The 23,559-nt window shown below is 65.7% G+C and carries 21 protein-coding genes and 1 tRNA gene; 10 read left to right on the forward strand and 12 right to left on the reverse strand.

Translation table 11 applies throughout. The features are described from left to right. From hslO to BM353_RS04110, 3 genes are read left to right on the forward strand one after another with little or no spacing between them, the layout of a single operon-like run. Entirely contained in the window at positions 1-993 is a 993-nt protein-coding gene (gene hslO, locus BM353_RS04100) for an Hsp33 family molecular chaperone HslO (protein WP_092076908.1), read from the forward strand. After that, positions 974-1,585, forward strand: a complete 612-nt coding sequence (locus tag BM353_RS04105; protein WP_092076910.1) for a CoA pyrophosphatase — start codon at positions 974-976, stop codon at positions 1,583-1,585. Before hslO ends, BM353_RS04105 begins: the two co-directional genes overlap by 20 nt. After that, complete coding sequence (locus tag BM353_RS04110; protein WP_092076911.1) at positions 1,582-2,739, forward strand: CCA tRNA nucleotidyltransferase; 1,158 nt, start codon at positions 1,582-1,584, stop codon at positions 2,737-2,739. Before BM353_RS04105 ends, BM353_RS04110 begins: the two co-directional genes overlap by 4 nt. Positions 2,740-2,779: 40 nt before the next feature. Here BM353_RS04110 and BM353_RS04115 read toward each other — a convergent pair whose 3' ends face one another. The 9 genes from BM353_RS04115 to ilvD form a co-directional block, all read right to left on the reverse strand. Next, positions 2,780-4,165: a PepSY-associated TM helix domain-containing protein gene (locus BM353_RS04115; RefSeq protein WP_092076913.1), complete on the reverse strand. Its 1,386-nt coding sequence runs from the start codon at positions 4,163-4,165 to the stop codon at positions 2,780-2,782. A gap of 69 nt (positions 4,166-4,234) precedes the next feature. Beyond that, positions 4,235-4,594, reverse strand: coding sequence for a hypothetical protein (locus BM353_RS04120; RefSeq protein WP_092076915.1), 360 nt, complete (start codon positions 4,592-4,594; stop codon positions 4,235-4,237). A gap of 117 nt (positions 4,595-4,711) precedes the next feature. Next, positions 4,712-5,938, reverse strand: a complete 1,227-nt coding sequence (locus BM353_RS04125; protein WP_245759561.1) for a glycerophosphodiester phosphodiesterase family protein — start codon at positions 5,936-5,938, stop codon at positions 4,712-4,714. Between the two features lie 263 nt (positions 5,939-6,201). Next, positions 6,202-7,317: a site-specific DNA-methyltransferase gene (locus tag BM353_RS04130; protein ID WP_092076919.1), complete on the reverse strand. Its 1,116-nt coding sequence runs from the start codon at positions 7,315-7,317 to the stop codon at positions 6,202-6,204. Positions 7,318-7,408: 91 nt separating this feature from the next. Continuing rightward, positions 7,409-8,041 (reverse strand): ribonuclease HII, encoded by a 633-nt coding sequence (locus BM353_RS04135; protein WP_092076921.1) that lies wholly within the window; start codon positions 8,039-8,041, stop codon positions 7,409-7,411. 45 nt (positions 8,042-8,086) lie between these two features. Beyond that, positions 8,087-8,449 carry a hypothetical protein gene (locus BM353_RS04140; RefSeq protein ID WP_092076923.1) on the reverse strand — a complete coding sequence of 121 codons (363 nt, stop codon included), beginning with the start codon at positions 8,447-8,449 and terminating at the stop codon, positions 8,087-8,089. Positions 8,450-8,452: 3 nt separating this feature from the next. Continuing rightward, positions 8,453-9,205, reverse strand: coding sequence for a DUF6478 family protein (locus BM353_RS04145; protein ID WP_092076925.1), 753 nt, complete (start codon positions 9,203-9,205; stop codon positions 8,453-8,455). A gap of 54 nt (positions 9,206-9,259) precedes the next feature. Continuing rightward, positions 9,260-9,811 (reverse strand): hypothetical protein, encoded by a 552-nt coding sequence (locus tag BM353_RS04150; RefSeq protein WP_092076927.1) that lies wholly within the window; start codon positions 9,809-9,811, stop codon positions 9,260-9,262. 4 nt (positions 9,812-9,815) lie between these two features. Beyond that, on the reverse strand, positions 9,816-11,543 hold the full coding sequence (ilvD, locus tag BM353_RS04155; RefSeq protein WP_092076929.1) for a dihydroxy-acid dehydratase: 1,728 nt from the start codon (positions 11,541-11,543) through the stop codon (positions 9,816-9,818). 126 nt (positions 11,544-11,669) lie between these two features. Here ilvD and BM353_RS04160 point away from each other — a divergent pair, with 126 nt between their 5' ends. From BM353_RS04160 to BM353_RS04175, 4 genes are all read left to right on the forward strand, one after another. Continuing rightward, positions 11,670-12,539, forward strand: coding sequence for a CPBP family intramembrane glutamic endopeptidase (locus BM353_RS04160; protein WP_092076931.1), 870 nt, complete (start codon positions 11,670-11,672; stop codon positions 12,537-12,539). Between the two features lie 71 nt (positions 12,540-12,610). Further along, positions 12,611-13,438, forward strand: a complete 828-nt coding sequence (locus BM353_RS04165; protein WP_177220447.1) for a CPBP family intramembrane glutamic endopeptidase — start codon at positions 12,611-12,613, stop codon at positions 13,436-13,438. A gap of 55 nt (positions 13,439-13,493) precedes the next feature. Continuing rightward, positions 13,494-14,456, forward strand: coding sequence for an acetyl-CoA carboxylase, carboxyltransferase subunit beta (gene accD, locus BM353_RS04170; protein WP_092076935.1), 963 nt, complete (start codon positions 13,494-13,496; stop codon positions 14,454-14,456). After that, entirely contained in the window at positions 14,453-15,733 is a 1,281-nt protein-coding gene (locus tag BM353_RS04175; RefSeq protein ID WP_092076938.1) for a bifunctional folylpolyglutamate synthase/dihydrofolate synthase, read from the forward strand. The genes accD and BM353_RS04175 overlap by 4 nt, the downstream gene beginning before the upstream one ends. Here the strand turns inward: BM353_RS04175 and BM353_RS04180 are convergent. Continuing rightward, positions 15,728-16,753: a LacI family DNA-binding transcriptional regulator gene (locus tag BM353_RS04180; RefSeq protein ID WP_092076939.1), complete on the reverse strand. Its 1,026-nt coding sequence runs from the start codon at positions 16,751-16,753 to the stop codon at positions 15,728-15,730. The genes BM353_RS04175 and BM353_RS04180 overlap by 6 nt on opposite strands. Positions 16,754-16,881: 128 nt before the next feature. Between BM353_RS04180 and BM353_RS04185 the strand changes: the two genes are divergently transcribed. Next, positions 16,882-16,958: transfer RNA gene (locus BM353_RS04185), tRNA-Arg, on the forward strand. A gap of 26 nt (positions 16,959-16,984) precedes the next feature. On the opposite strand, the gene BM353_RS04190 is transcribed toward BM353_RS04185, so the two are convergent. Continuing rightward, the gene (locus BM353_RS04190) at positions 16,985-18,955 is read right to left on the reverse strand and encodes a putative bifunctional diguanylate cyclase/phosphodiesterase (protein ID WP_342742205.1); all 1,971 of its coding nucleotides are present in this window, start codon (positions 18,953-18,955) and stop codon (positions 16,985-16,987) included. Positions 18,956-19,252: 297 nt separating this feature from the next. On the opposite strand from BM353_RS04190, the gene msrA reads away from it, so the two are divergent. Continuing rightward, complete coding sequence (gene msrA / locus BM353_RS04195) at positions 19,253-19,918, forward strand: peptide-methionine (S)-S-oxide reductase MsrA (RefSeq protein ID WP_092076943.1); 666 nt, start codon at positions 19,253-19,255, stop codon at positions 19,916-19,918. Here the strand turns inward: msrA and BM353_RS04200 are convergent. Then, positions 19,892-20,782: a ribokinase gene (locus BM353_RS04200; RefSeq protein WP_092076945.1), complete on the reverse strand. Its 891-nt coding sequence runs from the start codon at positions 20,780-20,782 to the stop codon at positions 19,892-19,894. The two genes, msrA and BM353_RS04200, sit on opposite strands and share 27 nt — an antisense overlap. 165 nt (positions 20,783-20,947) lie before the next feature. On the opposite strand from BM353_RS04200, the gene mutS reads away from it, so the two are divergent. Next, entirely contained in the window at positions 20,948-23,554 is a 2,607-nt protein-coding gene (mutS, locus tag BM353_RS04205) for a DNA mismatch repair protein MutS (protein WP_092077543.1), read from the forward strand. The last annotated feature ends 5 nt before the right edge of the window (positions 23,555-23,559 follow it).

Below are 23,559 nucleotides of genomic sequence, written 5' to 3' on the forward strand. Positions count from 1 at the left end.
ATGACACTCGGCACTAAAATCGCGTGGGACGATACCGTCCTGCCCTTCCAGCTCGACAATTCCGATACCCGCGGCCGGGTTGCCCGGCTCGATGGGGTGCTTGAGGGCATCCTGCGGCAGCATGACTATCCGCCCGGCGTGGAAGCGCTCGTGGCGGAAATGGCGCTTCTGACCGCGCTCGTCGGGCAGACGATCAAACTGCGCTGGAAGCTCTCGCTACAGGTCCAGACCAACGGGCCGGTGCGCATGATCGCCACCGATTACTTCGCGCCCAAGGCCGACGGCGAGCCCGCGCGTATTCGCGCCTATGCCAGTTTCGACCCGGAGCGGATCGAGGCCGGCGCGCCGTTTGACCAGCTCGGCGAAGGCTATTTCGCGATTCTGATGGATCAGGGCCCCGACACGACCCCCTATCAGGGCATCACCCCGCTTTCGGGCGGCTCGCTCGCGGCCTGTGCCGAAGCCTATTTCGCCCAGTCCGAACAGCTTCCGACGCGGTTCTCGCTCAGCTTTGGCAAATCGACTGAGGCGGGGGGGTCGGAGCATTGGCGCGCGGGCGGGATCATGCTGCAACACATGCCCAAAGCCTCGCCCTTCGCCACCGGCGACGCGACCGGCGAAGGCGGGCTGCTGACCGGCGATGACCTGTTGCAAGGCGATGACGGCGAAAACTGGTCGCGCGTCAACCTGCTGCTCGATACTGTCGAGGATCTGGAAATGATCGGCCCCCAGATCGCGCCGACGGACCTGCTCCTGCGGCTTTTTCACGAGGAACGCCCGCGCGTCTTCGATGCCCAGTCGGTGCATTTCGGCTGCACCTGTTCGGTGGAACGGGTCCGGAATTCGCTCTCGATCTATTCCGCCAAGGACATCGAAAAGATGACCACGGATGATGGCCGGGTGACGGCGGATTGCCAGTTCTGCGGCGCGCATTACGATCTCGATCCGGCCACCGTCGGCTTCGACGCTCCCGATGCCCCGACGCAAGGCTGACCCGCTCGCCGCGCTCGGGACGGCGCTCACGCGCCCGGGTGCGGCGTCCTCGGATTTCGACCTCAATCCCGGTATCTACCCGCAAGGCCGCAAGCTGCGGCCCGCCGCCGTGCTCGTCCCGTTCTTCGACGATGGCTCGGGCACGCGGCTCATCCTGACCAAGCGCGCATCGGGGCTTAAACACCACCCCGGCCAGATCGCCTTCCCCGGCGGCAAGATGGATCCGGAGGACGCCACGCTGGAGGACACCGCCCTGCGTGAGGCGCGCGAGGAAATCGGGCTCGACCCGGCAAATGTCACCATCCTCGGGCGCCTCTCGACCCATGAGACCGTCTCCAGTTTCACGATGACGCCCGTGCTCGCGCGGCTCAACGCCCCCTTCGCGCCCGTTGCCGAGCCCGGCGAGGTGGAGGAGGTCTTTACCGTCCCCTTCGATCATGTGACCGACCCCGCCCGGTTCCGCATCGAACACCGCTACTGGCGCGGCGAGCGGCGATACTACTACACTGTGCCCTATGGCCCATACTACATCTGGGGGGCGACAGCACGCATTCTACGAGGTCTGGCGGATCGGGTCACGGGAGAGGGATGAAAGTCACCGGCGCATGGATCGAGGGCAAGACCACGCAAGCGGTCATGGCGATGCTCGCCGAAGCCGGGCATCAGGCGTTCGTGGTGGGAGGCTGCGTGCGCAACGCGCTGCTTGGCGCACCGATTACCGACATCGACATCAGCACCGATGCGCGGCCTGAGCGCGTCCTCGAGCTTGCGGGGAAAGCCGGGTTCAAAGCGGTGCCCACCGGGATCGATCATGGGACCGTGACGGTCATCGCGGGCGGCATTCCGCATGAGATCACCACCTTCCGCCGCGATGTGGAGACCGATGGCCGCCGCGCGGTTGTCGCCTATGCCAACAGCATCGAGGACGATGCCCATCGCCGCGATTTCACCATGAACGCGCTCTATGCTTCGGCCGATGGGGCCATCCACGATCCGATCAACGGATTGCCCGATCTGCGGGCCCGTCGTTTGCGCTTCATCGACGATCCGCGCGCGCGCATCACGGAAGATTACCTGCGGATCCTGCGCTTCTTCCGGTTTCATGCGTGGTACGGCGATCCGGATCTGGGGCTCGATGCCGAAGGGCTCGCCGCCTGCGCTGAGCTGAGCGAAGGGCTCGAACAGATCTCGCGCGAGCGACTCGGCGGGGAACTCATGAAACTGCTGTCCGCGCCAGATCCCGCGCCGTCGGTCGCCGCGATGGCTCATGCAGGTGTGCTAGGTCGCATCCTGCCCGGGGCTGACGCAAGGCCCCTGCCGATCCTTATCCACGAAGAAGCGCAGCGGGGAGTTTCCCCTGATGCCCTGCGCCGATTGGCCACGCTGACCAGCCCGGACGCAGAGGCCCTGCGCCTGTCGCGTCAGCAGGCGCGGCGCGCGGGGTTTCTCGCTCGCGCCGCGCGGGAGGGGGCCGCGCTCGCGCCGCTTGCGTTGGATCACGGCGCGGACACGGCGCGCGATGTGTTGCTGATCCGCGCGGCGCTTCTTGAGACGCCGGTCTCGGATGGGGACTGGCGCTTTGCCCAAACGGCGGCCGCGCAGGACTTTCCCGTGGCCGCCACCGATCTTATGCCGGACTACACCGGCCCCGCCCTTGGCGCGCGGCTCGCCGCCTTGCGCTCGGCGTGGATCGCATCGGGCTTCACCCTGACCCGCGCCGAGTTGCTCGACCTGCCGAGGGAATGACGCAGAGGGGGCGCAACGGGTGCGCCCCCGGTTCGGAGCATTAGGTCAGTTTGTCCCTGAGCGCGGGCAGCCGCGAGAGGACCAGCGTGTCGAGCACGAGCACTGCGAGCAAGACGATCCCGGCCATCGGGAAAGCCATCGCCACAAACAGCCCCACCAGCGCTGCGCCCTGCCAGAGCGGCAATTCGCGCGGCATGGGCGGCGCGGCGAGACGGCCGGCGCGGGCCGGGCGGCGTTTCCACCAGAGCACCAGCGAACTGCCGCAGAGGAACAGGACCGACAGGCAAAGGGCGGTGTTTGCCAGCACGCTCCAGAGCCCGAGCGTCCCCATGTGCAGCGCGATGCCCACGGCCATCGCCTTACCCGCGAGCGAGTAGTCGGCGAAGCGCACATCGGCGAGGATCTTGCCGCTGAAACGATCGACGTGGACGGTGCGATCCGAGGTCGGGTCGGTGTCGTCGGTGCTCATGGAATCGCGCGACAGGGTCCAGACGCCGGTCTCGCCACGGGGCAGGTTGAGCTGATAGCGGGCGTCAAACCCGATCTCGCGGGCGAGCGCGTCAACCGCGTCGATGCCCACCTCGCCGCTCACCCCCGGCATGCCCGCCGTGCTGCCCGAGGCGGGAAGCGGGACCTGCTCCAGCGCCCAAGGCACTTCGCGGCGCACGTGGTTCATGCTCGCGTGGGTGTCGCTCGAAAGCGGGACGTTATCCCATTTCTCGGCCGGAAACTGGCTCCAAGCCTGTACCATCTTTCCGCCCCAGATCCCAGCCCAGGAGAGCCCGGAAATCAGGAAGAAGATCAGCACCACCGAGATCCAGAGCCCGACAGCCCCGTGCAACGATTTCCAAAAGGCGCGCCCCCGGCCCAAGGTCGGCACCAGCGCTTTGCGCCATCCGCCCCCGCGCGGCCACCACATGTAGAGCCCTGTCGCAACGAGCACGAGCGAGATCGACGCCGCCGCCTCGACCATGCGGTCCCCGGTCACGCCGAGCATCAGATCGCTGTGGAGATTGTCGAAAAAGTCGTACCAGCCGCTGCGGCGCGGGAAGGTCTCGATGACCTCGGCGCGATAGGGATCGACGGCGACCATCACCGCCTCCCCCTCGTGGTCCACGCGAAACAGTGCCGCGAGATCGGCGCGGCGCGGGGCGACGTACTGCCGAAGGTCGCCGCCGGGAACAGCGAGGAGCGCCGCTTCGGCCTGCTGCGAGACCGGGGCCGCCGCGCCGCTTGGCACAACCTCGGTGCGTTCGCCATCGCGCCCGTCGATCCAGGCGATCCAGAGCATCATCATGCCGGTGATGGCGAGGATACTGAGAAACGGGAGCGCGAAGAGCCCCGCGTAGAAATGCCAGCGCCAGGCGGCGAAATAGAGTTTGTTGGCGCCGCCCTCGGGGCGCGCGTGTGTCGTCGTGTTCATCATCTGCAGGCTCCACGCCAGTGCGATCCGCAGCCAAGGCGAATCAGGAAAGGTAAGGATTTCAGGGGCGTGTCAGAGACGAGGAGGCGCGCGGGAGCGGAGGTTAGGCTCGCGCCGCTTGCGCCGGTGAATACGCGTGGCGCGGCCTAGCAGGCGCGCCTGGCGCTCGAGCCGAGCGGGCATCCAGAGGGCCGGCTTGCCGGGGAGCAGCGCCGCAGCGGTCAGGCGGCAGAATTCGCACCCCGCCAGAGAGCTGTCGGTCGACGGATCGCCACAGATGTCGGCAATCTTGCCGCCCATCGCGATATAGCGCGCAAGGGCGGGATCATCGGGGCGCGGGTCCGGATGATGCAGGCTGCCGACCACGCACAGCCCGACGATCAGAACGAGGCTGATCCAACCGGAGCGCAGGAGGGCAAGGGGCGACATCATGCGCGGCACCCTAGTTTGCCAAGCCGAGCTTGGCGAGCGGTAACCTGCGCGCCGCATTGAAAAAAAGCGGCGCCCACGTGGAGCGCCGCCCTTGTCTCAAACCGATCGTGAAGGCGTTCAGAGCCCCATGCAGTTGGCGTAGTAGGTCACCGTGGCGGGCCAATCGGAGAAGACACCGACCACGCCCACATCCTGCGCCAGCGCGTCGAGCATCTCGTAGTAAACGCCGTCATTGTCAGTCACATCCGCGACCGACTGGAAGTACCAGCCGCCGCCGCTGGCGAGCGGGCCGGAGCGCTCCAGCGTCCATGTGATGAGCTTGAGGCCGGCCTCCTTGGCGGCCTTGGCGTAGGCGCTCTCCACGATCTCACCATCTTCGATCGTGACCAGCATCCACATCGGCGGCGCGAGGTAGTTCACCCCGGCATCCGCCACCTCTTGCATCGAGAAGGCCCAGGTCTCCGGATCCATGTGATCGAAGCCCTCGTTGTCGTACTGCGCATCGAGGAAGACCGCCTGCGCGCCGAACTCGGGCTCGTTCTCGACCCAATAGAGCACGTTCTCATAGTTGAAGGATTGCAGCCAGACACGGCTCGGATCGATCCCGGCGGCCTTGTATTCATCCACGAGCTTCTGCGCGTAATCGGCCTGAGAGAACCCGTCGAAGGGCATCTCGACCGAGGGGGATTTGAGCTCGGGCGTGAAATCGGCCCCGAGGGAATCGAAGAGCGCGATCGACTCCGCGTGGGTCATCAGAGTCGCGCCGTCGCTGTAGAGATCGGTGCGCCAGCCGGCGGTTCCGTCGAGATACTCTTCCGCAGTGGTCGCCGTTCGATTGGCCGCGTCCATCTTGGGCGTCAGGGTCTTGAACTCGGCGAGCGTGAGGTCCGAGGCGCGGCATTCAGCGCTTGCCGGCTGGTCACCGGAGGCCGGGCTGAAGGGCGTGGTGCATTTCTCTGCCAGATCGGAGGCCACGATGTTGGTCGTGGTGTGCAGATCGTTTTGCGCGTGGCGGCAGACCAGTTCCTTGTCGGCAGTGAAGGTCACGTCGCACTCAAGAATGCCCGCGCCCATGCGCGCCGCGGCGACGTTGGCTTCTACCGTGTGCTCGGGGAACATGAGCGGCGCGCCGCGGTGCCCGATGGAAAACGCGCTCCGCGCTGGTGTCTGGCCTTCACAGCTCAGCAGTTTTTGCTTGAGCGGGCTGTCGGTCATTTTCTCGATGAGGAACATCGGCCGGGGGCCGTAGTCGATCTGGAGCGTGGCCGAGTGATCATCGGCGATGGCGGCAGAGCCGGTCCCGAGAAGCACCGCGGCCATTGCGGCGGAACGAAATGCTGACATTGAAGGTCTCCTTTGTGTTGCGCCGTCTGATTGCCTCGCAACTGTTTCGTTCGCGAAACAATACAGTGACGGAACTGTGACAATCGCAAGCCATTGCCCTTGGGCCGAAATTTTCAATCGGAGGGTCCCGAGCGCGCCTTGCCGCATCAGTCTATCACGCGCCGGCCAGCCCCACGAAAAAACCCCGCCGGCATGCGGCGGGGCAAGTACGTGCCGTGGTCAGGCCACAGGCACCGGCGGTAACTTGGAATGGTGAGGCGCGCTCAGTTCGGGCGGTCGCGCATCTCGGCACGGATCTGCTGGCGCAGCACGTCAATGGGCACGGTCTTGCCATCGCGGCGGAAGCACCAATAGGTCCAGCCGTTGCAGGACGGCGCGCCTTCGAGCTCGGCCCCGACCTTGTGGATCGAGCCCTTCACGTCATCTCCGATGAGCGTGCCATCGGCGCGGATCTTGGCCTTGTGCCGCTTGTTCATCGAAAAGAGCTCTTCGCCCGGGCGGAGCATGCCGCGCTCGATGAGCTGGCCGAAAGGAACGCGCGGCTCGGCGCGTTTGGACGTCGAGACCTGCAGCGCGTCCTTGTCATATTTGCGGATTTTCTCCAGCCGCTTGAGGGCGACCTTGCGATACGCCTCCTCGCGCTCGATCCCGATGAAATCCCGGCCCAGCATCTTGGCGACGGCGCCGGTTGTCCCGGTCCCGAAGAACGGGTCGAGCACGACATCGCCGGGATTGGTGGAGCCGATCAGGACCCGGTGCAGCAAGCTCTCTGGCTTTTGCGTCGGGTGCGCCTTGTCGCCGTTCTCATCCTTCAGGCGCTCATGGCCGGTGCAGATCGGCAGGACCCAGTCCGAGCGCATCTGGACACCCTCGTTCAGCGCCTTGAGCGCCTCGTAGTTGAAGGTGTATTTCGCGCCCTCATCGCGCGAGGCCCAGATCATCGTTTCATGCGCGTTGGTGAACCGTTTGCCGCGGAAGTTCGGCATCGGGTTGGACTTGCGCCAGACGACATCGTTGAGGATCCAGTAGCCCTCGTTCTGAAGCGCCGCCCCGACGCGGAAGATGTTGTGATAGGATCCGATGACCCAGATCGCGCCGTTGGGCTTGAGCAGCCGCCGCGCCGCCTTGAGCCACGCCTTGGTGAACTGGTCGTAGCTTTCAAAGCTCGCGAACCGGTCCCAGGCATCGTCGACCGCGTCGACCTTGGAGTTGTCAGGCCGGTGCAGATCGCCGCGCAATTGGAGATTGTAGGGCGGATCGGCGAAAATCAGGTCAATGCTCGCCTCGGGCAACGCGTTCATCCTCTCGATGCAATCGCCGTCGAGAATCGTGTTGAGAGGGAGCGCGGTGTTACGCTCTTTGCGGGTCTTCGTTGTCATCGGTCTGCCTCTGATCGGCGCCTTATGTGGCGCTCGTTGGATTGAGACAAAGATGAGTCAAAGGTGATTCGCGGTCAAATTCTTTTTTGAATCAAGGGGTTGCAGATTGTTCTTGATACAAGATATTGTGGACGGGCCGGAAGGACCGTCTATGGTGTGGGGTAACCCCTAAATCTCGGAGCGCCAATTTGTGGCTTTTTGACGGATAGCCCTTGTTGGTCTCCCATCCGTAGCCGGGAAACTGTTGCGCCAAATCCCACATGATCCGATCGCGCGTCACTTTGGCCACGATCGAAGCCGCCGCGATGGAAAAGCATCGGCCATCGCCGCGGGTCACGGCACGCGCCGGCAGGTTGAGCCCTTTGGGCAGGATATGCCCGTCGATCAGCGCATGATCGGGGCGGTTGGCCAGAGCCGCGAGGGCGCGGATCATCGCGACATGGCTGGCCTGAAGGATGTTGATCCGGTCAATCTCGTCCACCGTCGCATGGCCGATCCCGACCTCCGCAACAGCAAGGATATCGGCGTAGAGCGCCTCTCGCCGTTTCGGCCCCAGCCGCTTGCTGTCGTCGAGGCCACGCGGAATCGCAGAGGGATCGAGGATCACGGCAGCGGCGGTCACCGGCCCGGCAAGCGGGCCGCGGCCGACCTCGTCGACCCCGGCGATCCGGTCGAGCCCCTGATGGAGCAGCGCGGTTTCGAATGAGAAGTCTGGCGCGATCATGCGGGGCAGTTCAACAACGGATCGCGCCAGCGGGCAAGCCCCCGGTCAGGACCCGTCGCGGCAATGGCGCCGAAAAGCGGATTTGAGCAGGTCGAGCTCGCTGCGCAGTTGATCAAGCTCGGCGCGGATATCCGGATCGAGCGGCGCGCCGGCCATCACCGGAAGCGACGCGATTGGATCGGGTGCGTCGGACGCGCAGAGCAGGAACGTATTGAGCCCGTCATGCAGCACCTCCGGCGGCAGCGGGGCGCGCACCTGCCAGCGCCCGTCGCCCGCCTGCGATGCCACTGCGCGCGCGACCTCGGTGCCATCGAGCATGACCGCGAGATCAGGCAACGCGGGCCCGTCGTGGCTGAGCTCCAGCTCCCAAACGCCATCGCGCAACGCTGTGCTGATAAGGCTGACCATCTCTCAGAGCTCCGATCGGGGCAGGCGCATGAGGGTCAGATCGCGGATGCGAATCCGGTTCATGGCCGGCTGGTCAAAGATCAGATCGAGCCAGACGTGCCCGATGGCGGTGTCGTCGAGCTCGGCATAGGCGAGGTCGAACTCGATCAGCGGCGCCAGGTCCCCGGGCGGGATCTCGCGCGGGATCTGAGCGGTGTTGGGCCCGTGTCGAATGTTGATCCGGGCAACGAACCCTTGCGGGCGCTCGACCTCCAGCACCATCGAAAGCCCGATGAGATGCCGCGCGGTGAGCCCTTGGGCCGCCGCCTCGGGGAGCGTGATGACGAGCGAAAGGAACGCGCCCGCGACGTGAAATGTCTCGATTTCGAGCCCGTAGGGGCAGAGGTCGGTCGTGGCCCAATTCCGCGGCTGGCGCAGGATGATCTCATCGCCCTGATTTTCCGCAAACAGGCTGACCTCGTCATTGATCGTCCGGTCGCGCGTCATCGCGGCGCGGGTCTCTGCGGGCAGGGGCGCGCGCCAGAGGCCGGGCCGCCATGTCCAATCGGCGCTGCTGGGCGCCAGGATCGGGCTGTGCGTCGTCGCGGGCATGGCAAGGCGCCGGTCCGCGGCAGAGAGAAACCGCTCCAGCTGCCCTTTCAGCCGCCGGGCGCTGCCGCGCGATTGGCGCAACCATCGCGGATCGCGCCGCGCCGCGGCATCGGCCCAACCGCGCCAAGCCCGCAGGGCAACATTCTGGATGAAGCGGTCAATCACTCTGCGGCGCGCCTCCGGGATTGCGATGTCCCGGTATTCTTGCCCTTTTCGCGCTCAAGGCAAGATCGCGCTCAGAAAGCCGGCGCCACCGCTCGCGCGCCGGATCGCGCGGGCGAAATCGCGCAGATCGCCGGCGCTCGCCGCGTCGCCATGGGCCCCGAGCAGCAAGAGATGGCCGTGCACATCCATCGCCCCGCGCCATTTTGGCGTGACCGTGTCGTCCACCTGCAGCAGCACGAGCCCGTCCGTCTCAACGCGCTCCAGCGCCTCGGAAACCCCCATTCCGGCGAGCAGCGCCTCGGTGCTGATCTCAAGATCCGCGCTCTGGTCGAGATCGACCATCGCCGTCAGAAGCGGCGCGCCTGTCTCCGATCCGGCCCCGTCACAGGGATGATAGAGCACGTAAGCCGTGCCCGCCTGCGCCGTGGTTTCATTGGACAGCAGACAATAGCCCGAAGGCCCGTCGAGGATCACGCGCCCATCGGCCACCGCGGGAACCACGTCAACCCGCTGGGACGCGGGCCCGGCGCCATCCAACCCCGCCTCGCACCCCGCGAGCGCGAGCATCGCGGGCGCGACGATGAGGGCAAGGCGCCGGGCGGCCATGGGATCAAAGGTCGGGGTACTGGTGCGTTTCCGCCTTGGCACCGGGGTGGGTCACCGCGCCGCGGTAGGTCTCGCCGACGAGCTGGGCGTATTTCCACAGCGCACCGGAGGCGTAATTCGTCTCGCGCGGGCCCGGCCAGGCAGCTTTGCGTGTGGCCAGCTCCTCTTCGCTCAGATCGACGCTGATCTCGCCGGTGACGGCGTTGAGCGTGATGACATCGCCATCCTTCAGAAGCGCGATGGGGCCGCCCTTGCCCGTCTCGGGGCCGACATGGCCGACGCAGAAGCCACGCGTTGCGCCCGAAAAGCGCCCGTCAGTGATGAGCGCGACCTTCTTGCCCATGCCCTGACCCGAGAGCGCGGCGGTGGTCGCCAGCATCTCGCGCATGCCGGGGCCGCTCGCAGGGCCCTCGTTGCGGATGACCAGAACATCGCCTTCCTTGTAGGAGCGTTGCTTGACCGCCTCGAAGGCCTCTTCTTCGCATTCGAAGACGCGCGCCGGACCGGAGAACACCTGTTCCGCCTCGCTCATGCCCGCGACCTTGACGATCGCGCCTTCCGGGGCGAGATTGCCCTTGAGCCCGACGACGCCGCCGGTCTTGGTGATCGGATTTTCGATCGGGTAGATGACCTTGCCATCCGCCTCGCGCTCGATCAGGTCGAGCTCTTCGCCAATGCTCTTGCCCGATGCGGTGATGCAATCCTCATGCAGCAGCCCCGCCTTGCGCAGCTCCTTCATCACGACCGGCACGCCGCCCACCTCGTAAAGGTCCTTGGCGACGAATTGACCGCCCGGCTTGAGGTCGACGAAATAGGGCGTGTCGCGGAAAATCTCGCAGACGTCATCGAGGAAGAAGTCGATCCCCGCCTCATGGGCGATCGCCGGAAGGTGGAGGCCAGCATTGGTCGAGCCGCCGGTGCAGGCAACGACCCGCGCGGCATTCTCAAGGCTCTTGAGCGTCACGACATCGCGCGCGCGGATATTCTTCTCGAGCAGGTTCATGACTGCCACGCCCGAGGCCGTCGCGTATTGGTCGCGGCTTTCATAAGGCGCGGGCGCACCGGAGGAGTTCATCAGCGCAAGGCCGATCGCCTCGGAGACGCAGGCCATGGTGTTGGCAGTGAATTGCCCGCCGCAAGCGCCCGCGGAGGGGCAGGCGACCTTTTCGAGCGCGGCAAGCTCTTCGTCGGAATTCGCTCCGGCCTGATGCCGGCCGACCGCTTCGAAAACGTCCTGCACGGTCACGTCCCGACCCTGATACCGGCCCGGCATGATCGATCCGCCATAGATGAAGACCGACGGCACGTTGAGCCGCACCATCGCCATCATCATCCCCGGAAGCGACTTGTCGCAACCCGCGAGCCCGACGATCGCATCATAGCAATGGCCGCGCATGGTGAGCTCGACCGTATCGGCGATGGCTTCGCGCGAGGCGAGCGAGGAGCGCATCCCCTCGTGGCCCATGGCGATCCCGTCGGTGACGGTGATGGTGGTGAATTCGCGCGGGGTGCCCCGGGCTTCCTTGACCCCGAGCTTGACCGATTGCGCCTGCCGGTTCAGCGCGATGTTGCAGGGCGCGGCCTCGTTCCAGCAGGTCGCCACACCAATGAGCGGCTGGTGAATCTCGTCTTCCGACAGGCCCATCGCGTAGTAGTAGGACCGATGCGGCGCGCGGGCCGGGCCCTCGGTCACGTAACGGCTGGGCAAGACGGATTTGTCGAACTTGGTCATTGTCTGGCTGGCTCCCCGGCTGCGGTTTGTCATCGTCTAAGTGACGACGCCCGTGCGCGCAAGCGCCCACGAGGGCGGCGGCTTTGGCGGATTGCACCCGCGCGGCGCTGCGCCTAGGTTTCGCAAATGCACTATGACCCGCATGACGCCTTCGTCGCCCCCGCCCGCGCCGGGGCCCAGATCTGGCGGCTCGTCGCGGGGCTCCTGACCGTGGCGGCGATCGTCATCGGGCTGGGGATCGCGCTCGATACGGTCTTTGTGTCCTCCGGCGCTCTTGCCGATCGGCCGGGGCGCCCGATCACGGTGCTGGTCTCGCTCTTTGCATTCGGGTTCCTCAGCATCGGCGCCATGGTCGCCGCCCGGCTCCTCCATCACCGGCCCGGCCTGTCGCTCATCGGCCCTCCGGCCCGGGCGCTGCGCGACGGGCTGCGCGTGCTGGCCGCGCTCGCCATCCTGCAGATCGTGCTCGGGCTCCTGCCCCCCTGGGGCGATGGCGGCACCGGGATCTCGCCGCGCGAAAACCTGCCCTTCGGCGACTGGCTCTCGATCCTACCGCTCTCACTGCTCGCGGTGCTGGTGCAGACCGGCTCGGAGGAAGTGCTCTTCCGCGGCTATCTCCAACAACAACTCGCCGCGCGGTTTTCCGCGCGGTGGGTCTGGCTTGTCCTGCCCTCGCTCGCCTTCGGCCTGCTGCACTATGATCCGGCCAGCATGGGCGGCAACGCCTGGCTCATCGTGGCCTGGGCGAGCCTTTTCGGCCTCGCCGCCGCGGATCTCACCGCCCGAACCGGCTCGCTCGGGGCCGCCATCGGCTTCCACGCGTTCAACAACTTTTTCGCGATCCTCGTCGTCAGCGCCACCGGCCCGCTCGACGGTCTCGCGCTCTTCAGCATGCAGGTGGACATGGCCGACCCCGCCCTGCGCCCGATGATCGCGCTCGATATCGCCGCGCTCTTCGTCAGCTGGCTCGCGGCGCGGCTCGCCCTGCGCGTATGAATCGGCCCTGGCCCTACGCCCCCCACGCGGCCTTCTGCGCGCCCGCCCGGAGGTTTCCGGGGCTCGGGCGCGTGGCCCTTCTGCTGTTTACGATCGAGGCGATCTTCCTGATCGCGCTCTTCGCAACGGTCTTGGCCCTGAAGCGGGCTGGCGTCGTGTCGTCCGGCGCCGAGGTTAGCACCGGCGCGACCGCGATCGGCCTTCTTGTCCAACTCTTTTCCTTTGGCCTGCTCTCGGCCGCGCTGCTTGTCGTTCTGCGCTGCGCCGATGGGCGGGGATTGTGGTCGCTTCTCGGCGATCCCGCGCGACTCTGGCCCGATCTGCGTGTCGCCTTTCTCGCCGGCGCGGCACTTCTGCTAGCCGTTGAACTGCTGCCGCCGTGGCTTTGGGGCGGGATGTCGCTTGGCAAACCGCCACTGCTCTGGCTGCTCCTTCTGCCGGTTTCGCTCTCCGCCCTGCTCGTTCAGGTGAGCGCCGAGGAGCTTTTGTTTCGCGGCTACCTGCAGCAACAGCTCGCGGTGCGGTTTCCCGATCCGCGCGTCTGGCTCATCCTGCCCAACGTGCTCTTCGCGCTGGCTCACTACGACGGACAAGGCGATGTGATCGGCGATGTGCATTATGTCCTTTGGGCGTTTGCCTTCGGCCTGGCCGCCTCGGATCTGACCGCGCGAACCGGATCGCTCGGGGCGGCCATTGGGTTTCACCTCGCCAACAATGTCTACGCGTCGCTCTTCTGGGGCGAGCGCGACGGCGCGGATTCCGGCCTCGCCCTCTGGCTGAGCCCACCACACACGGGCCACGCGCCCCAGGCAACCGCGCCGCTCGACCCGAACTTTTTCGTCTCCCTCTGTCTCCTCGGCTTGATGTGGCTCGCAATTCGCATCGCGCTCCGCCGCTGATTGCAATTCAGCCCGGGTCCGATTATTTGAAGGCGACCTCAAGACGGGATGCCGCATGAACTGGATCAGCAACTACGTCCGGCCGAAGATCAACTCGCTCTTCTCCCGGCGTGAGACCCCCGAGAACCTCTGGCAGAAGTGTTCCGAATGCGGGACCATGCTGTTTCACCGCGAGCTGAGTGCGAACCTCAACGTTTGCACCAACTGCGGCCACCACATGGCGCTTACCCCGCGCGACCGGTTCACCGCGCTCTTCGATGGCGGCATCTTCGCCGAAGTCTCCGTCCCGGCGCCGGTGGCCGACCCGCTGCACTTCAAGGATCAGAAGAGATACCCCGACCGTTTGCGTGCCGCGCAAAAAGCAACCGGTGAAGCCGAGGCGATGCTGGTTGCCGCCGGGGAGATCGGGCGAACGCCGATCGTCGCGGCCGCGCAGGATTTCTCCTTCATGGGCGGATCGATGGGCATGTATGTCGGCAATGCGATTGTTGCCGCCGCTGAGGAGGCCGTCCGGCTCAAGCGCCCGCTCATCCTCTTCTCCGCTGCCGGTGGCGCGCGAATGCAGGAAGGGATCCTCTCGCTGATGCAGATGCCGCGGACAACCGTCGCGGTGCAGATGCTCAAGGAAGCGGGCCTGCCCTATATCGTCGTGCTGACCCACCCGACGACCGGCGGCGTCACCGCGTCCTACGCGATGCTGGGCGATATCCACATCTCCGAGCCCAACGCGCTGATCTGTTTCGCCGGCCCGCGCGTCATCGAACAGACCATCCGTGAAAAGCTGCCCGACGGGTTCCAGCGCGCCGAATATCTGCTCGAACATGGCATGATCGACCGGGTCGTCGAACGCGGCGCGATGCGCGAAGAGCTCATCACCATCACCCGGATGCTGCTCGGCCTGCCCCCCGCGGTGCACGGCGAATTGCCCGCGCCGGAGCAGGCGACCAAGACCGAAGACAGCGCGCCGGTTCCGGCCGAGGCCCAGCCCGACACCGGGGCAAAACCCGAGGCAAAATGACCAAGCCCGGCTCCGACGCCATCCTCGAGCGGATGATGGCGCTGCATCCCAAGATCATCGACCTGACGCTCGACCGGGTCTGGGCGCTTCTGGAGCGGCTCGACCACCCCGAGCGCGCCCTGCCGCCGGTTATCCACATCGCCGGGACCAACGGCAAAGGCTCGACCCAGGCGATGATCCGGGCAGGGCTCGAAGGGGCGGGCAAGCGCGTGCACGCCTACACCTCGCCCCATCTCGTCCGGTTTCACGAACGCATCCGCCTTGCCGGAGAGCTCATCACCGAAGACGCGCTGACCACGATTCTCGATGAGTGCTACGAGAGCAACGGCGGCGCGCAGATCACCTATTTCGAGATCACGACCTGCGCCGCCCTCCTCGCCTTTGCCCGCACGCCGGCGGAGTTCACCCTGCTCGAAGTCGGGCTCGGTGGCCGGCTTGATGCCACCAACGTGATCGACGCGCCCGCGCTGACCATCATCACGCCGGTGTCGATGGATCACGAGGGGTTTCTCGGGAACAGTCTGAACCAGATCGCGGGCGAGAAGGCCGGGATCATCAAGCGCGGTGTGCCCTGCATCGTTGGTCCGCAACAGGACGAGGCGCTCGATGTGATCGAGGCGCGTGCTGCCCGGCTCGGGGCGCCGCTTCTGGTACACGGGCAGCATTGGCACGTGGGCGAAGAGCGCGGACGGCTCTTGTTTCAGGATGAAACCGGGTTGCTCGATTTGCCCTTGCCGTCTCTGCCCGGCGCGCATCAGATCGCCAACGCCGGCGCCGCGATCATGGCGTTGCGGCACCTCGGCTTTGACGAGGCCGCCTGCGACGCGGCGGTGGCGAAGCCGGTCTGGCCCGGGCGGATGCAGCGGCTCCGCGATGGCGCCCTCAATGCACTCGCACCCGAAGCCGAGCTTTGGCTCGACGGCGGGCACAACCCCGCCGCGGGCGCGGCCCTTGCCGCAACACTGCGCGCGATGCCAGAGCGCCAGACGCATCTCATCTGCGGTATGCTCAACACCAAGGACGCAAGCGGCTATCTCGCCCCACTCGCGCGCGTCGCGGACAGCCTCACCGCGGTCTCGATCCCCGGCGAAGCGGCGACCCTCAGCGCAAACGAAACCGCCGCCGCCGCGCGATCGGGCGGCTTTTCGACGGTCGAACCCGCAGAGGATCTTGAGTCGGCCCTGTCGATGCTCGCGAAAACGGCCCCGACCGCGCGCATTCTCATTTGCGGCTCGCTCTACCTCGCCGGCCACGCGTTGCGGCAGCAAGGCTCATGAGCGGCGCAGCGTTTCCCCGAAACTGATCTTAGGCGTCAATTCGACCACCCGCTGCACCATCGCCGCGGGATCGGCAACCCGCGCCGCCACGATCTCCGCCGCCGTCCGGCCCACCTCCAGGCGGCAGGAGTCCATCGTCGCGAGCTTTTGCGGCAAGCCTTGCAGCAACTCCACCCCGTTGAACGCCGCGAGGCCGATCTGCTCGGGCACCTTGACCCCCCGATCCAGCAGGTAGAGCAAACCGCCCGCGCCGATCATGTCGTTCGAATAGTAGAGAAAATCGAGATCCGGCGAGCGCTGGAGCATGGCGTCGGTCATCTCGCGCCCCTTCGCCAACGCCGAACCCCCGGAGTAAAACTCCTGATCGGCGATCTCGATACCGCCTTTGGCCAGCGCCTCGGTGAGCCCCTCGAACCGTTTGCGGGCGCGGTGATCGAGCGGCATCTTGGTCCCCATGAACCCGATGCGGCGATAGCCCGCCTTGAGGATCTCCTGCGCCATCATACGGCCCGCGCGGCGATGGGAAATGCCCACCGCGCAATCGACCGGCGTCCCGTCGATATCCATGATCTCGACAATCGGAATCCCGGCTGCCACCAGCATCGCCCGGCTCGCATCACTATGCTCGATACCGGCAACGATCAGCCCCGAGGGCCGCCAGCTCAGCATCTCGTAAATGACTTTCTCTTCTTTTTCAGGAAGATAGTCGGTCACGCCCACAACCGGTTGCAGGCCGGTGTCTTCGAGCACCTGGTTGATGCCGGATAGCACTTCGGGAAAGACCATGTTGCTCAGCGACGGAATGACCACCCCCACGAGGTTGACACGCTGGCTCGCCAGCGCCCCGGCGATCTTGTTGGGCACGTATCCCAACTGCTTGGCCGCAAGGAGCACCTTCTCGCGCGTCGCCTTGCTGACATCGCCGCGATTTCGCAACACCCTGCTGACAGTCATTTCCGAGACGCCCGAGGCTTCGGAAACATCGCGCAGGGTCAAGGGGCGGGGGGCCTGTCTGGTCAAGGAAGTGTCCTGGATGGATCGTGTTGGCACGTATTACCGGGCTTGCGGGGGATTGTCCAAAGCAATGCGAGACTTGCTTTGCGGCGCGGCCCGGGCGAAAAGGCCCCCGCCGGAGATCCGGCACGGCCGGCCCCGTGGCTCAACTGGATAGAGCAGCCCCCTCCTAAGGGGCAGGTTGCAGGTTCGAATCCTGCCGGGGTCGCCATCATACAGGTCGGATCGCCCGAGGTGTCAGGAGACTTTTGCCTCGGAGGCGTCACAGGCGAGCGCCCGCGCCTCCTCTACCGGCATGGGTTTGCCGAAGAAAAACCCTTGCACGAACTGGCAACGCTCGCGCCGCAGGAACGAGAGCTCATTCGCGACCTCCACCCCTTCGGCAAGAACCGGGATTTTCAGCGCGTTGCCGAGAAGCAGGGTCGCGCGCACGATGGCGGCGCGTTCGGAAAAGAGGTGAACGTCGCGGATAAAACCCTGATCGATCTTGATCTTGTCGAACGGAAAGGCCTGCAGCATCGCGAGAGAGGAAAAGCCCGTGCCGAAATCATCCATCGCAATGCGCACACCCATTTTCCGGATGCGATGCATGATCTTCAGCGCGTGGTCCTGATCGTCGATGATGCTCGCTTCGGTGATCTCGATCTCGAGCCGTTCGGGCGCAAGCGCGGTCTCGATCAGGATGTCGGACAACTGCTCCACGAAACTCGGCTGGGCGAGTTGCTGCGGCGAGACGTTGACCGCGATGCCGAGCGGGCGATCCCAGCGCGCGGCCTCGCGGCAGGCCGTTTTCATTACCCAAAGCCCGAGATCGCGGATGAGGCCGGACTCCTCGGCTAGGGGAATGAATTCCGACGGCGAAATCCGCCCCCGATCCGGGTGATTCCAGCGCAGAAGCGCCTCGAAGCCGACGCCCGCCCCCGTGCAGACATCGTTCTGAAGCTGGTAATACAGTTCGAGCTCGCCGCGTGAGGCGGCATGGCGCAAGTCATTGAGCAAGACCAAACGATCCCGGTTCTGCCGGTCGATCTCGGAGTTGTAGAAGATGCAATCGAACCCGGGCGTGGCCTTGGCGCGGTGCATCGCGAGATCCGCTTTCTGGAGCAAACCGGGGAACTCCGTCCCGTCTTCGAGCGAGCTTGCCACACCGATGGCCACGCTAACCGCTATGGGCGACTCGTGAAACATGATCGGCTCGGCGATCTGCGCCAGCAGACGGTCGCAAAAGGCGCGGACTTCATCGAGGCGCCGCAACCCGGGTTTGACCACGACAAATTCATCCCCGCCGGTGCGCGCCACGACCTCGCCACTGTCGCAGCTCAGAAGCAATCGGCGCGCGATCTGAATGAGCACCGCATCGCCGGCCCGGTTTCCGCGCAGATCGTTGATCTCCTTGAATTTCCTGAGATCTATCGAAACCACGGCGAGACGGTAGGTCGGATCTTCCGCAAGGGCTTTTGAGAAACCGTCGGCCTTTCTGGTGAGCATGACGCGATTGGGCAGGCCGGTGAGCTGATCGTGGGAGGCGATATGATCCACACGGGCAAGTGCTTCTTTCTCGACATTCGTCTCGATACTCATCCCCACGAAACCGACGAAAAACAGGATCGTGGTCACGCCGAAAACCATGATGCCCAGCGTCGTATCCGGGAGGATCTGCTCGGGGACTTCGACAAGGGGGCTGAGTTCGATCTCGAAGGCGGTCATGCCGATGAAATGCACCGCGTTGATCGCAAGGAACATCAGGATGCCGCCGCCTATCCAGCAGTATTTCGTGGTTGGATGCTTGACGCGGTGAAATGCAAGGGCGCTGAAAATCCCGCCGAAGAGGATCGACGCCCGCAAGATCGACGCATCCCAGACAAGCTCGCCCGGCAATTTGTAGGCCAGCATACCCATGTAGTGCATCGCGGCGATCGACAGCCCAAGCAAGAACCCGCCCGCGATCAGATTGATGGCGGAGCGCCAGTAGGCCAGAATCGCGAGCGATGCGAGCACTCCCGAGAAGGCCACGGCCAGCGAAAGCAGGGTCAGGACGGGCTCGTAGCCATGCGGATACCCGGGATTGTAGGCCAGCATCGCGACGAAATGGGTCGACCAGATCGTTGTCCCGCCGATCATACCGGCGAGGAAGAGTTGCCACTGCCTGCGCCGGCCATTGCTCGTCACCATGCGGCGGGCAAGCCTCACCGTGAGCAACGATCCCATCAGGCACACCGTTGCCGCCAGAGCCACCAACCCAAAGAGGTGCTCTTGCGTAATACATTCGATCAAGCGGTACATGCGCCCGGCAATCCTTAAAACCTATGTCGTTCTACCGTTTCATATCTAAACAGTTGGTATTCAGACGGCGAAAAACTCGGAGCGGGTGGCTTCAAACGACGGGGCCTTGCCTGTCGCGGGCGCCTCACCGGCTGTCACCTCCTCGTGACATCCGGTTGCACCCTCTTGGCGCAGGGGTCCCCCTCCGTCACTCTGGGCGCAGTTCGAGAAGGAGTGTCCCCCGTGACCCGCAACATCGCAAACATCAAAGCCGGCGTTCTCGTCTTCGCGCTTGCGTTGGCCCTCATCCTCCCCTGCACCGAACTTCGGGCCGCTGAGAGCCGGACGCTGACCGTCGCCGGCGGGTGTTTCTGGTGCGTGGAGGCCGATTTCGAAAAGGTCGATGGCGTGCGAGAGGTTGTCTCGGGCTACACCGGCGGGACCACGGCAAACCCGACCTACAAGGAGGTCACGCGCGGTGGCACGGGGCATTACGAGGCCGTGCAGATCGAATATGATCCGGGTCAGGTGAGCGTCGAGACCCTGCTCGATCTGTTCTTCCGTTCCGTCGATCCGACGGATGCGGGCGGCCAGTTCTGTGACCGGGGCGAATCCTATCGCACCGCGATCTTCGCCGAGGGCGACGCCGAGACCCGCGCGGCCGAGGCCGCGAAAGCGGAGGCCGAAGCGGCTCTGGGGGTCAAGGTCGTGACCCCGATCCTGCCCGCGGGGCAATTCTACCTCGCCGAGGACTACCACCAGAATTACTACAAAGGCACCAATCGCGTGCTGACCCGCTTTGGCTATGTCCAGCAGGATGAGGCCTACGAGCGCTACCGCGAAGGCTGCCGCCGCGATCAACGGGTGCGCGAACTCTGGGGCTCAGCCGCGCCCTTTGTCGGGGGCTGAGGCAAAGGCCTCCACCTCCGCCAGATCGGGGATGACATCCGCCGTCCCGGCCCGTGTGACCTTGAGCGCCGCGGCCCGCATCGCAAGGCTGATCCCCTGCGCCATGCTCATCCCACGGTCGAGCCCCGCGAGCACGTAGCCGGTAAAGGTGTCGCCGGCGCCAGTGGTGTCCACCGGGGTGACGGGCACGGCGCTAAAGCTCTGTTTCTCGCCCCGGTGATACCAATCGCACCCCGCGCCGCCGAGCGTCACGATCACATCGGTCACCCCCATCTCGGACACCGGCTTGCCCACGGCCGCGCCCAACTGTTCGGCTTCGATCTCGTTGAGGATGAGAAAATCGAGAAACGGCAAGGCCGCCCGCGCCGCCGCCGCATCGAAGGGCGCCGCGGCATAGGCCACGCGAAGCCCGAGCTTGGCGGCGGTTTCGGCCGCGTATCCCTGCGCCGATGTCTCGTTCTGAAACAGGAAGGTATCGCCGGTCGAAGCCGACGAGAGCGCGGCGCCAACCATCGCCTCGTCAATCGCATGGTTCGCCCCGCCAAACAGCAGGATCGTGTTTTCGCCGTCCCCGTCCGCCACGGCAATGATCGCATGGCCCGTCGGCTGGGCGACCTGTGCGATATGGCGGGTGTCGACACCGTATTCCATGAGCCGGTCACGCGCCCATCCACCCTCCGGCCCGACCGCACCGATATGGGCCACATGCGCCCCGGCGCGCGCCGCCGCGACCGACATGTTCGCCCCCTTGCCCCCGAGCCCGGTGCGCAGAGAAGAACAAGCCAAGGTCTCCCCCGGGGCGGGGATGTGCGGCACGTGATAGAAGTGATCCGCGTTGATCGACCCGAGATTCCAGATGGTCATGCCGCCGTGCTCCTGTTCGGTCCGGGCCCCAGTTTGCACGCGGCCCCACCGGCGGGCAAGCGATGACGCACCTTCCCACTTTCCTCCCCTCGCCATGGGTTCTAAGGTCGCGCCGATCCGAACCGGGGACGACACGTGAGCAACAAGGACCAGCCCGTCACGCCGATGATGGCGCAATATCTCGACATCAAGGCCGCGCATCCCGGCGCCTTGCTGTTTTACCGAATGGGCGATTTCTACGAGCTGTTCTTCGATGACGCGGTCGCTGCGAGCGAGGCGCTCGACATCGCGCTGACCAAGCGCGGCAAGCATCAGGGCGATGATATCCCCATGTGCGGCGTGCCGGTCCATGCCGCCGAAGGCTACCTGCTCACGCTCATCCGCAAGGGCTTTCGCGTTGCCGTCTGTGAACAGCTCGAAAGCCCGGCTGAAGCCAAGAAGCGCGGCTCCAAGTCGGTGGTCAAACGCGATGTGGTGCGCCTCGTCACACCGGGGACGCTCACCGAGGAATCGCTGCTTGAGGCGCGCCGCCACAACTACCTCGCCGCCTATGCCGAGGTGCGGGACGAGGGCGCGATTGCCTGGGTCGATATCTCGACCGGGGCGTTTCATGTCATGCCGTCCGCCCCCGTCCGGCTCGGCCCGGAGCTGGCCCGTCTCCAACCCGCCGAACTGCTCGTCAGCGAGGCGCAGGAAGACGCGGCCGCGACCATCGCCGAGGACATCGGCATGAGCCTTACCACGCTCGCGCGCAGCAGTTTCGACAGCACCGGCGCGGAAAAACGCCTGACCGAGTTCTTCAAGGTCGCCTCGACGGATGTATTCGGCCCCTTCACCCGGCCCGAGCTCGCGGCCATGGGCGCGATTGTCGACTGGCTCGACATCACGCAAAAGGGCAAGCTGCCGCTCCTGCGCCGTCCGCGCCGCGAGGCCCAGGGCGACGCCGTCCAGATCGATGCAGCCACCCGCCGGAACCTCGAATTGACCCGCTCGATGGAGGGTGGCCGGGCAGGCTCGCTTCTGGCCACGATTGACCGCACCGTGACATCAGGCGGCGCGCGGCTGCTCGAACGGCGCCTCTCCGCCCCTTCGCGCAACCTTGGCGAAATCACCCACCGGCTCGACGCGGTGGAATTTGCCGCGCGCGCTTCCGGCTTCCGCGCCGATTTGCGCGACATGCTCCGCCGGGTGCCGGATCTGGACCGGGCGCTCTCGCGGCTGGCGCTGGAGCGTGGCGGCCCGCGCGACCTTGCCTCCCTGCGCGACGGGCTGAGCCAGGCCGAAGAGATCCACGCGGCGATCACCGCCGAAGACACGCCCGCCCGGCTCACCACCGCCGCCCGCGCTCTGGAAGGCCACGACGCCCTGCGCGAGCAGCTTGATGACGCGCTTGTCGCCGAGCCGCCGCTTCTTGCGCGCGATGGAGGATTCATCGCACCGGGGCACGACGCCGAGCTCGACGAGGCGCGCACCCTGCGCGACGAAGGCCGCGGCATCATCGCCTCGCTTCAGGCCAAATACACCGAGCAGACCGGCGTCTCCAACCTCAAGATCAAGCACAACAACGTGCTCGGCTACTTCATCGAAACCACCGCGACGCATGCCGAAAAGATGCGCACGCCCGAGCTCGCCGAGACCTTCATCCACCGCCAGACAACCGCCAACCAGATCCGCTTCACCACCGTCGAGCTCAGCGAGCTGGAGACGCGGATCCTCAACGCGGGCGCCCACGCGCTGGAGATCGAGAAGCGGCTGTTCGACGAGTTGCGCGCGGCGGTGCTGGCGCACGCGGGCGAGATCGGCGATGCGGCGCGGGCCTTGGCCGAGATCGACCTCACGACGAGCCTTGCCGAGCTTGCGCAGCAGGAAAACTGGAGCCGGCCCAAGATCGATGACAGCCGCGCCTTCGAGATCGAAGCCGGTCGCCACCCGGTCGTCGAGACCTCGCAGCGCAACTCCGGCACGCCCTTCATCGCCAATGATTGCGCGCTCGGACAAGAGAGCATCTGGCTGCTGACCGGCCCGAACATGGCCGGGAAATCCACCTTCCTGCGGCAAAACGCGCTGATCGCGCTTCTGGCCCAGATGGGCGCCTTCGTGCCCGCCAAATCGGCGCGGATCGGGCTTGTCTCACAGGTTTTCTCTCGCGTCGGCGCGTCAGACGACCTTGCCCGCGGTCGCTCCACCTTCATGGTCGAGATGGTCGAAACCGCCGCGATCCTGAACCGCGCCGATGATCGCGCGCTGGTGATCCTCGACGAGATCGGGCGCGGCACCTCGACCTATGACGGCCTCTCCATCGCCTGGGCCACGCTGGAACACCTGCACGACGTGAACCGCTGCCGAACCCTTTTTGCGACGCACTATCATGAGCTTACCGCGCTCGCCGGAAAACTCGATGCGGTCGAAAATGCCACCGTGGCGATCAAGGAGCACGGCGGCGACGTCGTCTTCCTGCACGAGGTGCGCAAGGGCGCGGCGGATCGGTCTTACGGGGTACAGGTCGCGCGGCTGGCCGGCTTGCCCGAAGCGGTGGTCGCACGGGCGCGGCAGGTGCTCGATGCGCTGGAAAGCCAGGATCGCGAAGCCGGCAAGGGCGCGGCCGCGCTGATCGATGATCTGCCGCTTTTCGCCATTCCCTCGCCGCCCGCCGTGCAGGAGACAAACCCAGCCCTGGAGCGGCTCGCAGCGATCAACCCCGACGAGCTCTCGCCGCGTGAGGCCTTGCAACTGCTCTATGATCTGAAGGAAAGCGCCGGGTTCAACGCGTAATGCGT

It is taken from the genome of Poseidonocella sedimentorum (genome assembly GCF_900116005.1).
Taxonomy (GTDB): Bacteria; Pseudomonadota; Alphaproteobacteria; order Rhodobacterales; family Rhodobacteraceae; genus Poseidonocella; species Poseidonocella sedimentorum.

Coding starts and splice junctions, on each gene's coding strand:
- hslO (WP_092076908.1), top strand. CDS start 1: ATGACACTCGGCACTAAAATCGCGTGGGACGATACCGTCCTGCCCTTC.
- BM353_RS04105 (WP_092076910.1), top strand. CDS start 974: ATGCCCCGACGCAAGGCTGACCCGCTCGCCGCGCTCGGGACGGCGCTC.
- BM353_RS04110 (WP_092076911.1), top strand. CDS start 1,582: ATGAAAGTCACCGGCGCATGGATCGAGGGCAAGACCACGCAAGCGGTC.
- BM353_RS04115 (WP_092076913.1), bottom strand. CDS start 4,165: ATGATGAACACGACGACACACGCGCGCCCCGAGGGCGGCGCCAACAAA.
- BM353_RS04120 (WP_092076915.1), bottom strand. CDS start 4,594: ATGATGTCGCCCCTTGCCCTCCTGCGCTCCGGTTGGATCAGCCTCGTT.
- BM353_RS04125 (WP_245759561.1), bottom strand. CDS start 5,938: ATGTCAGCATTTCGTTCCGCCGCAATGGCCGCGGTGCTTCTCGGGACC.
- BM353_RS04130 (WP_092076919.1), bottom strand. CDS start 7,317: ATGACAACGAAGACCCGCAAAGAGCGTAACACCGCGCTCCCTCTCAAC.
- BM353_RS04135 (WP_092076921.1), bottom strand. CDS start 8,041: ATGATCGCGCCAGACTTCTCATTCGAAACCGCGCTGCTCCATCAGGGG.
- BM353_RS04140 (WP_092076923.1), bottom strand. CDS start 8,449: ATGGTCAGCCTTATCAGCACAGCGTTGCGCGATGGCGTTTGGGAGCTG.
- BM353_RS04150 (WP_092076927.1), bottom strand. CDS start 9,811: ATGGCCGCCCGGCGCCTTGCCCTCATCGTCGCGCCCGCGATGCTCGCG.
- ilvD (WP_092076929.1), bottom strand. CDS start 11,543: ATGACCAAGTTCGACAAATCCGTCTTGCCCAGCCGTTACGTGACCGAG.
- BM353_RS04160 (WP_092076931.1), top strand. CDS start 11,670: ATGCACTATGACCCGCATGACGCCTTCGTCGCCCCCGCCCGCGCCGGG.
- accD (WP_092076935.1), top strand. CDS start 13,494: ATGAACTGGATCAGCAACTACGTCCGGCCGAAGATCAACTCGCTCTTC.
- BM353_RS04175 (WP_092076938.1), top strand. CDS start 14,453: ATGACCAAGCCCGGCTCCGACGCCATCCTCGAGCGGATGATGGCGCTG.
- BM353_RS04190 (WP_342742205.1), bottom strand. CDS start 18,955: ATGGGATCGTTGCTCACGGTGAGGCTTGCCCGCCGCATGGTGACGAGC.
- BM353_RS04200 (WP_092076945.1), bottom strand. CDS start 20,782: ATGACCATCTGGAATCTCGGGTCGATCAACGCGGATCACTTCTATCAC.
- mutS (WP_092077543.1), top strand. CDS start 20,948: ATGATGGCGCAATATCTCGACATCAAGGCCGCGCATCCCGGCGCCTTG.